General features: G+C 65.3%; 17 protein-coding genes. 5 read left to right on the forward strand and 12 right to left on the reverse strand.

Annotation, left to right across the window (positions count from 1 at the left end):
- Window positions 1-214: 214 nt before the first annotated feature.
- Genes B2527_RS12025 through grxD form a run of 3 tightly spaced genes read right to left on the reverse strand, consistent with a single transcriptional unit; the run spans window position 215 to window position 1,865 of the window.
- A complete protein-coding gene (locus B2527_RS12025; RefSeq protein WP_293713815.1) occupies window positions 215-808 on the reverse strand; it encodes a YhgN family NAAT transporter in 594 nt (197 codons plus the stop codon).
- The gene (locus B2527_RS12030; RefSeq protein ID WP_293713817.1) at window positions 805-1,548 is read right to left on the reverse strand and encodes an SDR family NAD(P)-dependent oxidoreductase; all 744 of its coding nucleotides are present in this window, start codon (window positions 1,546-1,548) and stop codon (window positions 805-807) included. Before B2527_RS12030 ends, B2527_RS12025 begins: the two co-directional genes overlap by 4 nt.
- Window positions 1,545-1,865, reverse strand: coding sequence for a Grx4 family monothiol glutaredoxin (gene grxD / locus B2527_RS12035; RefSeq protein ID WP_293713819.1), 321 nt, complete (start codon window positions 1,863-1,865; stop codon window positions 1,545-1,547). Before grxD ends, B2527_RS12030 begins: the two co-directional genes overlap by 4 nt.
- A 118-nt stretch (window positions 1,866-1,983) precedes the next feature.
- Between grxD and B2527_RS12040 the strand changes: the two genes are divergently transcribed.
- On the forward strand, window positions 1,984-2,562 hold the full coding sequence (locus tag B2527_RS12040) for a superoxide dismutase (protein WP_293713821.1): 579 nt from the start codon (window positions 1,984-1,986) through the stop codon (window positions 2,560-2,562).
- A gap of 101 nt (window positions 2,563-2,663) precedes the next feature.
- Here the strand turns inward: B2527_RS12040 and B2527_RS12045 are convergent, their stop codons facing one another.
- The 3 genes from B2527_RS12045 to purE are packed head-to-tail and all read right to left on the reverse strand — an operon-like array spanning window position 2,664 to window position 4,704.
- Window positions 2,664-2,999, reverse strand: a complete 336-nt coding sequence (locus B2527_RS12045) for a carboxymuconolactone decarboxylase family protein (RefSeq protein WP_293713823.1) — start codon at window positions 2,997-2,999, stop codon at window positions 2,664-2,666.
- Window positions 3,000-3,043: 44 nt separating this feature from the next.
- On the reverse strand, window positions 3,044-4,204 hold the full coding sequence (locus tag B2527_RS12050) for a 5-(carboxyamino)imidazole ribonucleotide synthase (RefSeq protein ID WP_293713824.1): 1,161 nt from the start codon (window positions 4,202-4,204) through the stop codon (window positions 3,044-3,046).
- Entirely contained in the window at window positions 4,201-4,704 is a 504-nt protein-coding gene (gene purE, locus B2527_RS12055; RefSeq protein WP_293713826.1) for a 5-(carboxyamino)imidazole ribonucleotide mutase, read from the reverse strand. The genes B2527_RS12050 and purE overlap by 4 nt, the downstream gene beginning before the upstream one ends.
- Before the next feature lie 59 nt (window positions 4,705-4,763).
- Here purE and B2527_RS12060 point away from each other — a divergent pair, with 59 nt between their 5' ends.
- The 4 genes from B2527_RS12060 to B2527_RS12075 all read left to right on the forward strand — a co-directional run bounded on the left by B2527_RS12060 (window position 4,764) and on the right by B2527_RS12075 (window position 7,348).
- Window positions 4,764-5,033, forward strand: coding sequence for a Trm112 family protein (locus tag B2527_RS12060; RefSeq protein WP_293713828.1), 270 nt, complete (start codon window positions 4,764-4,766; stop codon window positions 5,031-5,033).
- Entirely contained in the window at window positions 5,033-5,890 is an 858-nt protein-coding gene (gene nadC / locus B2527_RS12065; protein WP_293713830.1) for a carboxylating nicotinate-nucleotide diphosphorylase, read from the forward strand. Before B2527_RS12060 ends, nadC begins: the two co-directional genes overlap by 1 nt.
- Before the next feature lie 59 nt (window positions 5,891-5,949).
- On the forward strand, window positions 5,950-6,930 hold the full coding sequence (locus B2527_RS12070) for a DUF2272 domain-containing protein (RefSeq protein WP_293713832.1): 981 nt from the start codon (window positions 5,950-5,952) through the stop codon (window positions 6,928-6,930).
- Between the two features lie 67 nt (window positions 6,931-6,997).
- Entirely contained in the window at window positions 6,998-7,348 is a 351-nt protein-coding gene (locus tag B2527_RS12075) for a DUF3301 domain-containing protein (RefSeq protein ID WP_293713834.1), read from the forward strand.
- A 287-nt stretch (window positions 7,349-7,635) separates the two neighbouring features.
- On the opposite strand, the gene B2527_RS12080 is transcribed toward B2527_RS12075, so the two are convergent.
- From B2527_RS12080 to B2527_RS12105, 6 genes are all read right to left on the reverse strand, one after another.
- Window positions 7,636-8,070, reverse strand: coding sequence for a ClpXP protease specificity-enhancing factor (locus B2527_RS12080; RefSeq protein WP_293713836.1), 435 nt, complete (start codon window positions 8,068-8,070; stop codon window positions 7,636-7,638).
- A gap of 82 nt (window positions 8,071-8,152) precedes the next feature.
- Window positions 8,153-8,788, reverse strand: a complete 636-nt coding sequence (locus tag B2527_RS12085) for a glutathione S-transferase N-terminal domain-containing protein (RefSeq protein ID WP_293713838.1) — start codon at window positions 8,786-8,788, stop codon at window positions 8,153-8,155.
- Window positions 8,789-8,937: 149 nt separating this feature from the next.
- Window positions 8,938-9,681 carry a cytochrome c1 gene (locus B2527_RS12090; RefSeq protein WP_293713840.1) on the reverse strand — a complete coding sequence of 248 codons (744 nt, stop codon included), beginning with the start codon at window positions 9,679-9,681 and terminating at the stop codon, window positions 8,938-8,940.
- The gene (locus B2527_RS12095; RefSeq protein WP_293713842.1) at window positions 9,674-10,936 is read right to left on the reverse strand and encodes a cytochrome b; all 1,263 of its coding nucleotides are present in this window, start codon (window positions 10,934-10,936) and stop codon (window positions 9,674-9,676) included. The genes B2527_RS12090 and B2527_RS12095 overlap by 8 nt, the downstream gene beginning before the upstream one ends.
- Window positions 10,937-10,938: 2 nt before the next feature.
- Complete coding sequence (petA, locus tag B2527_RS12100) at window positions 10,939-11,559, reverse strand: ubiquinol-cytochrome c reductase iron-sulfur subunit (RefSeq protein WP_293713844.1); 621 nt, start codon at window positions 11,557-11,559, stop codon at window positions 10,939-10,941.
- 171 nt (window positions 11,560-11,730) lie between these two features.
- Entirely contained in the window at window positions 11,731-12,642 is a 912-nt protein-coding gene (locus B2527_RS12105) for a lytic transglycosylase domain-containing protein (RefSeq protein ID WP_293713846.1), read from the reverse strand.
- Between the last annotated feature and the right edge of the window lie 161 nt (window positions 12,643-12,803).

Here is a 12,803-nt window from a genome sequence, read left to right on the forward strand (position 1 = left end):
GGGTAGCCTCGATACGAGTTGGCGATTGAGAAAAAACGCGATCCATCAGCCCCGGGATCAACCGGGCGCCTGATCGTCTTGAATCTGGGGGTCCCTTCCGAAGCGGTTGCAGCCGCAACGGTTAAGATAAGGTTAACACGGTAATGACAGTTTATGACTGCAATAAGACAGCCGTGCGGCACCGCAACATGACAAAAAGCGACAAATCAATCGTTTAAGGCAGCGAGCCCAGGTAAGTCGCCAGCCCGTCGAGCAGCATTTGCACCGAAATCGCGACGAGCAACATGCCCATAAGGCGCTCCAGCGCGGTCAGCGCGCGCGCCCCGAGCAGCTTGTACAGCAGGGTCGCCGACATCAGGATTGCCGCCGTGGCACCCCAGGCCAACAGCAATGCCAGGCTCCAGTCCGCAAGCCGGTCCGGCTCGTTGCTGCCCATCAGCATCACCGCGGCCATTCCCGACGGGCCGGCCACCAGCGGGATCGCCATCGGCACGATGAAGGGCTCACCGTCCGGCACCGCCCCCATCAGCCCTTCCGGCCGCGGGAAGATCATGCGGATGCCGATCAGGAACAGCACGATGCCGCCGGCAATGGCCACCGACTCCTGCCGCAGGTGCATCAACTCCAATGCGTACTTGCCGCCCCACAGGAAGCCCATCAGCACCGCCAGCGCGATCAGCAGCTCGCGCACCAGCACCACCCGCTGGCGCTTGGGCGGCAATGGCTTGAGCAGGCTCAGGAACACCGGGATATTGCCCAGCGGATCCAGGATCAGGAACAGCAGCAGCGCTGCCGACAGGATGGTCACGCAGTGAGATCCATCACCTTGCCGCGCCAGACTGCCCCGGCTGCAGACAGCAGCTGTACGCAGGCATCGGCATAGCCGGCCGGATCCACCGGCGCGGCGTCTTCTTCGTGGGTATAAGCACGCGCGCGCAGGCCGGTTCGCATCGGCCCGGGCTGCAGGCCACTGATGCGGACCGGGCCATTGCCCAGCTCATGGTGCAGGCTCTGGATCAGCCCACGCAGCCCATACTGGGCCACGCCGTAGCCGCCCCAATAGGCCTGCCCCACCCGCTGCGGGTCATCCAGGGCAAACACCACCGCCGCGTCCTCGCGCTGACGCAACAGCGGCAGGCAGGCCTGGGTAAGCCAGGCACGGGCGGTCAGGTTGACATGGATGGCGCGGGCGAATGCGGCCGGGTCGCCCAATGCGAACGGGGTAAGCCCGGCAAAGTCGGCGGCACAATGCAAGATGCCGTCGAGCTGCCCCAGCTCAGCCTGCAGACGCTCGGCCAGGGCGGCGTAGTCGTCCGGGCTGGCACCTTCCAGATCCAGCGGATACAGCAGCGGCTCCGCGCCCAACTGGGCGGCACTGTCATAGACGCGATTGAGCTTGGCCACCTTGCGCCCAAGCATCACCACCGTCGCACCGGCGGCAGTGCAGGCGCGGGTCGCCGCGGCCCCCAGGCCACCGGCAGCGCCGGCAATCAGAATCACCCGACCGGTCAGGTCGGCCCCTGTGACAGCCCGGGGCTGCGCACTCACGCCTGACCCGCCTCGGCGACGATGCGCTTGAGCTCGCCGGACTCCAGCAGCTCCAGGATGATGTCGCAGCCGCCAATGAGCTCACCGTGCATGAAAAACTGCGGGAAGGTCGGCAGGTTGGAAAAACGCGGCAGGTTGGCGCGCACTTCCGGGAACTCCAGCACGTTCACCGTGCGCAGGTTGGCTGCACCGGCCGCCAGCAGGGCCTGTACGGCGCGGCTGGAAAAACCACACATCGGGTACTGCGGCGTGCCCTTCATGAACAGGACGAGGGGGTTGTGCTCCACCTCGGCCTGGATTTGTTCCATCACCGGCATTCGAATTCTCCCAATTGCGAAAGAACGGCCCGTCCTGGTCGGATAGACTTTCCCGTGGTCGGCAATTGTAAGCCGAGCCGACCGATTCCCGGCGCCCTGCCACGAAAAAGAATGCCCCATGCCCCTCGAACTGCCTGAGCTGCCCTACTCCCGCAACGCGCTGCAACCGCACATTTCCGCCGAGACCCTGGACCTGCACCATGGCCGCCATCACCGCGGCTACGTGGACACGGTCAATGCGCGCATTGCCGGTACCGAGCTGGCCGAGGCCACGCTGGAGGAAATCGTGCAGCACAGCCAAGGCAGCCTGTTCAACGCCGCCGCCCAGGCCTGGAATCACGGATTCTTCTGGCAATGCCTGCACCCGCGCGCAGGCGGCGAGCCGCACGGTGCACTTGCCGAGTTGATCAACCGCCAGTTCGGTGACGTGCAGAAGCTGCGCGAGGAGTTCAATCGTGCCGCACTGGCCCTCTTCGGCTCCGGCTGGGTCTGGCTGGTGCAGCACCCGGACGGCAAGCTTGCCGTGGTCACCACCCGCAACGCCAACACCCCCTTGACCGGCGACAGTACGCCGCTGCTGGTCTGCGATGTATGGGAGCATGCGTACTACACCGACTACCAGAACGACCGTGCGCGCTATCTGCAAGGCTTCTGGAAGCTGGTGAACTGGGACTTCGCCGCCGCGCAGCTGCAGTAACACCTGCACCACACGCAAAGACGCGGCTGGCACCTGCGCACTTTGCGCAAGCGCCACGTACAGAGGCAATCGCGGCCGCTGCACGCCCTTTTCTGCGGCGTTCAGCCGTGCGCCGCCACCGCGTCCAGCACCCGGGCTGAATACACCATGGCCGCGCCGGCATTGAGGGCCACCGCCACACCCAGCGCCTCGGAAATTTCCTCGCGGCTGGCGCCCTGCTTCAGCGCGGCATCCACATGGGTGGTGATACAGCCATCGCAGCGCGTGGTCACTGCCACCGCCAACGCGATCAGTTCACGGGTCTTGCCATCCAGGTGGTTGGTCTGCGCACCTGCACCGCTCAGCGTCAGATAGCCCTTGAGGGTGTCGGGCGACAATTTGCCGAATTCGCCAATGCGGCCCTTCAGCTCACGCCGATAGTCATTCCAGTCAAGCATGGCGGTTCTCCGGTTGGGACCGGAGAACCTTACGCCTGCATTGCTTAGCCCGGCGTCATGCCGGTGCGACGCAGTGCTTCCACCACCGGCGCCACCTGCGCCTGCCGGCCCAGCGCATCGCCGACCCGCTGCAGCGCCTCGACGAGGGCCAGCGGGGTATCGGCCCGCAGGTTGGCATGGCCGACCTTGCGGCCCTCGCGCGGCTGCTTGCCATAGTCGTGCCAATGACCGGCAGCCTCAGCCAGCACCGGCTTGGCATCGGGCATCTGTCCCAACCAGTTCAGCATGCTGGCGTGGCCCAATGCGCAGGTGTCGCCCAGCGGCAGGCCCAACACGGCACGCACATGGTTTTCGAACTGCGAGGTCTCGGCACCATCGCTGGTCCAGTGGCCGGAGTTGTGCACCCGCGGTGCCATCTCATTGGCCAGCAGTTCATCGCCGCGACAGAACAGCTCCAGCGCGAACACGCCAACGTAGCCCAGGTGCTCGCCGACCCGACGCGCATAGTCGATGGCCGTGGCCTGCTGCGCCGGTGTCACCTCGGCCGGGGCCAAGCTGGCGGAGAGCACCCCGTCCACGTGCCAGTTGCCGGTCAGCGGCCAGGCGCGGAACTCACCGCCGCGACCGCGTACGGCCACCACGCTGACTTCCCGATCAAAGGCAACGAAGCCCTCGAGGATCAGCCCGGTCCTCCCGGCCTGCGCACCCAGCGCCTGCCAGGCGGCATCGATATCGGCCTGGCTGCGGATGCGGAACTGCCCCTTGCCGTCGTAACCCAGACGCCGGGTCTTGAGGATGCAGGGGGTACCGAACTCGGCCACCCGCGCCGCCAAGGCCTCACGGCTGTCGATGTCGGCAAACGGCGGCAGCGGAATGCCCAGTTCCTGGAACAGGGTTTTCTCGCTGAGCCGGTCCTGCGCCACGGCCAGTGCGGCAGGATTGGGATACACCGGCCGCCGCTCAGCCAACCAGCGTGCACTGGCCGCCGGCACGTTCTCGAAATCGAAGGTGATCACGTCCACCTTGGCAGCGAACTCGGCCAAGGCAGCATGGTCGTCAAACGCCCCTACCTGCAACGGCGCCACCTGGCCGGCACAGGCATCGGCGGCCGGGTCGAACACCACGAAGCGCAAGCCCAGCGGCGCGCCGGCCAGGACCATCATGCGGGCCAACTGCCCGCCACCCAGAATGCCGACCGTGGTCATAGACGCGGATCGTCGCTGGCCATCACGTCATCGGTCTGACGGGTGCGGAACTGCTCCAGCGCGGCACCGATCTGCGGTTCGGCCGGGGCCAGCATGGCCGCGGCGAACAGACCCGCATTGGAGGCACCGGCGTTGCCGATGGCAAACGTGGCCACCGGGATGCCGGCCGGCATCTGCACGATGGACAGCAGCGAATCCATGCCGTTGAGCGCCTTGGACTGCACCGGCACACCCAGCACCGGCACCGCGGTCTTGGCCGCCAGCATGCCCGGCAGGTGCGCTGCACCGCCGGCACCGGCAATGATCGCGCGCAGGCCGCGCAGGCCGGCCTGTTCGGCATAGCTGAACAGAACGTCCGGCGTGCGGTGCGCCGAAACAACCTTCACTTCATAGGGCACGCCCAGAGCATCAAGCTTCTGGGCGGCGTGTTGCATGGTTTCCCAGTCGGAGCGGGAACCCATCACGATGCCGACTAGCGGCGCGGGGTGGTTGGGGGTCATTGGCCGTCACCTGCTGCAAAGACGTATTCTAGCCGTCTTCCCGGCAAGACCACGAACTGATGGACCGCAAACTGCTCGACCTGCTCGTCTCCCCCGATACCCGCCAGCCACTGGCGCTGCTGGAAAGTACTGGCCTGGACGCGCTCAACCGCGCCATCGGCACCGGCGGCATCACCCGCGCCGACGGCAGCCCCCAGGCGCAGTCGCTGCGCGAGGCACTGATCACTGCCGACCGCAAGCTGGTGTATCGCGTGGATGACGGCATCCCGGTGCTGTTGGCCGACGAGGCCATTGCCACCGCCCAGATCACCGACTTCCCGGCCAAGTGATGCTGCCGCATCCGCCGCAGGCCCCTGCCCAGGAGTTGATCGACGCCGACGTCGCGCGCGCCCTGGCCGAAGACATCGGCAGCGGCGATGTCACTGCCGCGCTGCTGCCGGACAACGACGATATCGCCTACCTGCTGTGCAAGCAGGATGCGGTAGTCGCCGGCCGACCCTGGTTCGACGCCACCCACCGTGCGTTGGACCCGCAGGTGCAGATCCACTGGCGGGTACTGGAAGGTGACCACGTCAAGGCTGGCACCGTGCTGGCCACCCTGGCCGGGCGCAGCCGCAGCCTGGTCAGCGCCGAACGGACCTCGCTGAACTTCCTGCAGACCCTGTCCGGCACCGCCACCACCACCGCGCGTTACGTCGCGGCCGTGGCCGGCACCAGGGCGCGCATCCTGGACACCCGCAAGACCCTGCCCGGCCTGCGCCTGGCGCAGAAATACGCGGTGCGCTGCGGCGGTGGCGACAACCACCGCATCGGCCTGTTCGACACGGTGATGCTGAAGGAAAACCATATCCGCGCGGCCGGCTCGTTGACCGCTGCGGTGCAGGCCGCCCGTGCCCAGCAACCGCGCCTGCCCCTGGTGGTCGAGGTCGAGGAGCTGGCGCAGTTGGAGGAAGCCTTGGTTGCCGGCTGCGAAAGGATCCTCATCGACGACTTCAGCCCGGCCATGCGCCGCGATGCGGTGCGCATCGCCGCCGGCCGCATACCGCTGGAAGTGTCCGGCAGCGTCGACCTGACCAGTCTGCGCAGCATCGCCGAGGACGGGGTGGACTGCATTTCCATCGGCGGCCTGACCAAACATGTACAAGCCATCGACCTGTCGTTGAAGCTGGGGCCGCCGCCGGCCTGACTCACGGCCCGCATACAGCCCCTGCTGCGACACTGCCCCATCCCCCTGCGGAGTTTGCCGTGGCTTACCGCTACCTGTTGTGCGGCCTCACCTTGTTCGCCCCGGCGTTTGCCGCCCACGCCGTCGAAGCCTGTGACATTCCACCACGCTTTGGCCTCAGCGAGACAAGCAAAGCCGTTGTTCGCGCCGCCTGTGACGAACACCGCCTCTGGTACCGGCCGTTCATCGATCGCGACGGCCGCATCGCCAGCCTGGGCGTAACGGAAGCAGAAGCCGAACACCTGGCCGACAACGGGCTGATCGCTTGGCAGCGCGTTGCCGGTTACTGGCGCGACAGCGGCACTCTGGGTGCGATGGGCGCCATCCCTGGGGCATCCAGTTGCATGCAGCCTGCCGGCAACCGGTACACCGATAGCGACTGTCGCGCGTTCCTGATCGACAACCCCTGGTCCGCAGCATTCATTTCCTGGGTAATGACCCGCGCCGGCGTACCCGGCTTCGTACGCTCGCCGCGCCATATCGACTACATCCGCGCCGCCTACCAGGGCGGTGCCAATGGCACGCCTTACCGGCTTGCAGATCCCGCGCTGGAAAAGCCGACGCCAGGCGACATGCTGTGCTTCCTGCGCGACCGCAGCAGCACCCTGAACTACACCGGCCTGGTACAGGCACTGGGCAGCGGCCGCACCGGCAATTGGAAGTCACATTGCGAAATCGTGGTGAGTGCCAACATGGGCGGTGACCGTACGCTCTACCTGGTAGGCGGCAACGTCGCCAACAGCGTGGTGATGCGCAAGCTGACCCTGGACCGTACCGGTCTGCTGGAACTCCCCAAGGCCAGCGAGCCCAAGCCGCAGGCCTCGGCCGTTGAACTGGGCTGCTCGCCCGGCCACGAGGAGGAGTGCAATCTCAATCGGCAGGATTGGGCTGCCCTGTTGAAGCTCACCGCCAGCGCGCCGGTGGCGGCACCCACCCCGGTTTTCAACTCAACCGCCCCCTTGCCACCGCCACCGGACGAACCGGCTCCGCCGACCCGCTGATCGGCAGCATCTGTTGCCGCAATACAGGGCCGCCCAAAAAGCAGGGGCGATACCCTAAAGTGGCGGCATGCCTACCCTGCTTATCCTGATGATTGTCGGCGCCATCGGCTTTGCGTTCTGGGACCGTTCCCGGGCCGCAGCGGATCGCGCCACCGAGCTTGGACGCAATGCCTGCCGCGCAGCCGATGTGCAGTGGCTGGACCAGAGGGTGCATGCCACTGGCCTGCGCCTGTGCCGCCTGCCCAATGGCTGGCTGGGCTTCGAGCGCAGCTTCCGCTTCGACTACTCGTACGACGGGGTTGACCGGCACACCGGACGGATGGTGTTGCGCGGCCGCGAGCTGGTGTCCTTCAGCGGCCCTGCGGCTGCGCAGATCGGCCGACTGCGGCAAAGCACCGAAGAGGCCGAGGACATCTAAGCAGCGGACAGGAGCCGCATAAGCTGCGGCATTACGGGGTGCAGAGCCCCGCCGCGGCCCCATTCCGCGCAGCACACGGGGCGACACGCCAGATGTGAACCGCGATTGCTCGCACGCCCCGCCTACGCCGCAAATGGGAGCAGATGCTGGGCACCGGCAGCGGCGGCAGCTGTGCAAGCCGGAGAACGGGCCAGGCCCCAACGCTGCAAAAATCTCCAGCCCTGCCCCCGTTTGGATGGAGCAAGGCGCAAAACAACACCGCCGCCTTGCGGCGGCGGTTGCGGTTTTTACTTCACCACCCTCAGGAACGGGCGCTTGCCCGCAGCAGGCGGCTCCGGCGCGCTCGGTGGCGGCGTATCGTCATCGTCACCCGGCAGCGGCTCGGTGCCGGGGATGTCGTCCGGCAATGCCATGCCCTGCCCGGTCTCGCGCGCATAAACCGCCAGCACCGCGGCAATCGGCACGTTCACCGGAAAACTGGTGCCACCAAAACGTGCAGTGAAACTGACGTATTCGTTGTCGATATGCAGGCCCACCACCGCACGCTCGGCGATATTCAGCACCACACGCTCTTCCTTGATCGCACTGGCAGGAACCTGCACCCCCGGCACGCCGGCATCCACCATCAGGTGCGGGGTCATGCCGTTGTCGTTGATCCACTCCACCAATGCGCGCAGCAGGTAGGGCCGATGGCTGCTCATCCGGAAAATTTCTTCAGTCATGCGCCAAGTGTACGCGGCATTGCTGCCCGATCACCGCCCGCAGGCGGCAATCGATAAGTCGGCATACAGCAGCAGGCGCCGACTAGACCGGCAACTCGCGCAGCTTCTTTTCCTGGTCGGTCAGGCTGCGGATGAAACCCGGGTTGCGGAAGATGCGGTTGCCATAGTCCTCGATGGCCTTGCCGTCCTTCGGCAATGCCACCCCCAACGACTCCAGACGCCAGATGATGGGCGCCATCGCACAGTCTGCCAGGCTCATTTCGGGATTGAGGAAGAACTTGCTGGCCTTGAACAGCGGCACCGATTGCGCCACCAGTTCCTTCAATCGCTTGCGGCCGGCCTCGGACTGGGTCTTGTTGCCCAGCTGGATGGCCTGCACCTGAGGCACCCAGTCGTGCTCGATGCGCAACATGGCCAGGCGCAGGCGCGCCCGCGACAGCGGGTCCACCGGCATCAGCGGCGGGTGCGGATAGCGCTCGTCCAGGTATTCACTGACCACCGATGCCGCATACAGCACCAGCTCACGCTCAACCAGGGTCGGCACCGAGTGGTAAGGATTGAGGTCGATCAGGTCTTCCGGCGGATTCTGCGCATCAACCGGCACCAGGTCGTAGTTCACGCCCTTGGCCGCCAGCACCAGCCGCACGCGATGACAAAGGACATCGTCGTTGGCAGAGAACAAAGTCAGGGTATTACGCATACGCACACTCGCCGCCATCAAGGGCTCTCCAACGGCCGGAATCCGCCGGCCTTACGGCCCCGTCGACCCATTGCCGACGGTCGCCACGGTCACCCCGAGTGTGCCAACCGACGGGCGTAGTTGCCAAGACCCTACGCCCACCCCGGGGTTAAAGCGATGCAATCGCCTTAGTGAACGTCCTTCCAGTACTCGGTCTTGACCAGGTAAGCAAGGAAGGTGAGCAGCGCCAGAAACAGCACCACCCACACACCCAGACTCTGCCGCTTCAGCGCGGCCGGCTCACCGGCGTACTCCAGGAAGTTGGTGATGTCACGCACCGTCTGGTCGTACGCACGCGCGTCCACCTTGCCGGGGCGCTCGACCTTCAGCGCGACCACCGGCGGATCGATACCTTCCTGCTCGGCCTTGCCATGGATGGCATGTTGCAGGCCCTGCAATTCCCACAACGGGTTGGGCATCGAGGCGTTCGGGAACACCTTGTTGTTCCAGCCCAGCGGCCGCGACTCGTCCACGTAGAACGATTTGAGGTAGCTGTAGACCCAGTCGCTGCCCCGCACCCGCGAAATCAGGCTCAGGTCCGGCGGCATCTTGCCGAACCACTTGGTCGCCTCGTCATGCGGCATGGCCACCTGGATCTGCTCACCAAAGGCTGCGCCGGTGAAGTTCAGGTTGTCCATCACCTGCTGCTCGGTCAGCCCCAGATCATCGGCCATGCGCGAATAACGCAGGTACTTGAGCGAGTGGCAGCCCGAGCAGTAGCTCATGTAGGCCTGGGCACCGCGCTGCAGCGAGGCACGATCACCCAGGTCGTTGCCCGCCTGCATCAACGCGCCGCCTTCGGCAGCAAACACCGGGGCGCAGAACAACATCGCGGCGGCCAGTGCCCACCGCACAATCCATTTGTCAGTCATGCGTCGTCACCCGGTCCGGTACCTGCTTGGCGCTGTCAATCCGCGTCCAGACAGGCATGGTGATGAAGAAGGCGAAGTACAGGAAGGTCAGCACGCGCCCCACCCAGGTTTCCCAGATCGCGGTGCCAGGGCCCGAGCCGATCACGCCCAGCCACACGAAGCACACCGCCAGCACGCCCAGCATCACCTTGGAGATGAGACCACGGTAGCGGATCGACTTGACCTTGGCCTTGTCCAGCCACGGCACCAGGAACAGGATGGCGATCGCCGAGAACATCACGATCACACCGCCCAGCTTGTTCGGCACCACGCGCAACATCGCGTAATACGGCGTGTAGTACCAGACCGGCTTGATGTGCTCCGGGGTCACCAGGCGGTTGGCCTCGGTGAAATTGTCATGCTCCAGGAACAGGCCACCGAAGCCGGGCGCGAAGAAGATGATGAAAGCGGCAATCATCAGCAGGAAGCCGACGCCCACCATGTCCTTGACCGTGTAATACGGGTGGAAAGGGATGCCATCGGTCGGTGCGGTCGGTGACCAGCGGTTGCCCTTGGGCCCCTTCTTGATCTCCACGCCATCCGGGTTGTTGGACCCTACTTCATGCAATGCACCCAAGTGCAGCACCACCAGCAGCAACAGCACCAGCGGCATGGCGATCACGTGCAGGGCGAAGAAGCGGTTGAGGGTGGCATCACCGGGCAGGTAGTCGCCCATGATCCACTCGGTCAGGCCGTTGCCGATCACCGGGATGGCACCGAACAGCGAGATGATCACCTTGGCGCCCCAGAACGACATCTGGCCCCAGGGCAGCACATAGCCCATGAAGGCTTCTGCCATCAGTACCAGGTAGATCAGCATGCCCAGGATCCACACCAGCTCGCGCGGCTTCTTGTAACTGCCGTACATCAAGCCGCGGAACATGTGCAGATAGACCACGATGAAGAACAGCGAGGCGCCAGTGCTGTGCATGTAGCGGATCAGCCAGCCCCACTCCACGTCGCGCATGATGTACTCGACCGATGCGAACGCTTCAGCCGCACTCGGCTTGAAGTGCATGGTCAGGAAGATGCCTGTGAGGATCTGGTTGACCAGGATCACCAGCGCCAGCGAGCCGAAGTAGTACCAGAAGTTGAAATTCTTCGGTGCGTAGTACTCGCTGACGTGCTTGCGGTAGACCGGCATCAGCCCAGGCGCACGCTCATTGACCCAATTGGCCACGCCGGTGGCGGTACGGGTAAGGATATTGTCGGCCATGATCAGGCTGCCCCCTGCGGATCGACGCCGATGACGATGGTGTTGTCATCCACGTAATGGTGCGGTGGCACCAACAGGTTGATCGGTGCCGGCACGTCCTGGAACACACGACCGGACATGTCGAAGCGCGATTTGTGGCAGGGGCAGAAGTAACCGCCCTTCCATTGCGCGTCATAGGGCTCAGGGCGGATCTCGGCCACCATCTCCGGCGAACAGCCAAGATGGGTACACAGGCCCACCAGCACGGAAATGTCCGGCTTGATCGAGCGGTATTCGGGATTGGCCTTTAGCACGTAATCCGGCTGCTGGTCCTTGTTGCCGGATTCCGGGTCCTTCAGCCGTCCATCCAGCCCGGGCAATGCCTCGAGGATGGCCTTGGATCGTTTGACGATCCAGATGGGTTGGCCGCGCCATTCCAGGATCAGGCGTTGGCCTTCCTGCAGGGCGCTGATGTCGGCGGTCACCGGGGCACCGGCCAATTTGGCACGGGCGCTGGGGTTCCATGACTTGATGAACGGTACCGCTGCGAAGCCGACGCCGACTGCTCCTACCACGGCCGTGGTAGCTGTCAAAAACCGCCGACGTCCGGTGTTGACTGGATCGTTTACCCCATCGTTGGCCATCCGGCACTCCGAATTGATTAGGTAGCTAGAGGCTGCCAGCGGCCTGGTGGGGGCCAGTCCGCTTTGAATCGAATCGTTCCCGAGTGTAGCGGAACGCTTAACGCTCGCACAACGCGATCAAACACCAAGCCGCGGAATTTGTCACGGCCTGCCGCAGCACAATCGGAAGGGCTACTGGCGACTTGCCTGCTCGCCCCGATAACGGTCGGCCAACTGGGCCACACGCTGCACGTAATACTGGGTCTCCTTGTAGGGAGGCACCCCGCCGTGACGGTCCACGGCGCCCTCGCCAGCGTTGTAACCGGCCGCGGCGAGGGTCAGATTGCCGTTGAAACGGCGCAACAACCATGACAGGTACTGCACGCCGCCACGGATGTTCTGGCCAGCATCATAGGAGTCGGACACCCCGAAGCGGCGGGCGGTCGCCGGCATCAGCTGCATCAGTCCCTGCGCACCGGCGCGGCTGAGCGCGGTCGGGTTGAACGCCGACTCGGCATGGATGATGGCGCGCACCACCGCCTCTTCCACCCCGAACTCGCGGGCGGCGGCGCTGATCTCGGTGTTGTAGGCCTGCGTGTTCAGGCGTACCGAGCCGAAATTGACCGTCGAATTCACACCGCAGGCGAAGCAGCGTTCGATATAGCTGTACTGGATGGTCCGTACCGCACCGACATTGGCCACCTGGGCAGGCCGGGTGCTGGTGTAGTGGCGCACGCCGTCCTTCATGTAGGCGTAGACCTGACCACTGACCACCCGCTGGGCACGCCCCACCGGGGCAGGCGCGGGGCTGGCTGCTACGGCGGTCGGCGCGGCCTGGGCGGCCACCGCCGCCGGGCTGCGCTCGGCCGGCACGGCATTGCTTACCGCCAGCGGTGCCGGGATGGGGGCGGCAACGACACGCCGCGGGGCCTGCGGCGAAGGCCGGTAACTACTGACCACGCTGCAGCTGGCGCCGCCGATACGCTTGTTGACGTAGTTCGGGACGCCGTCGCTGCCGATACACTTGTACAGCGTGCCGGCACTGGCCGGCAAAGCGACCAATGCAGCAGCCAGAACGACGGCGATCCCCAAAATCCCCTTCATGGGCGGGGAGTCTCCCAGCTTCGCCCGGGCTTGCCAAGTATTTGACGCGACAGGTTTCGCGTGGCGCCCGGCGGACCGATACAATGCACGGCTATCGACGCGGCCCTTGGCCGCTTGCCCGCCCACCCGTCTGGAATAAGCGCCATGCCCGGGACGCCAGC

Source organism: Stenotrophomonas sp. UBA7606, from assembly GCF_002477705.1.
Classification (GTDB): Bacteria; Pseudomonadota; Gammaproteobacteria; order Xanthomonadales; family Xanthomonadaceae; genus Stenotrophomonas.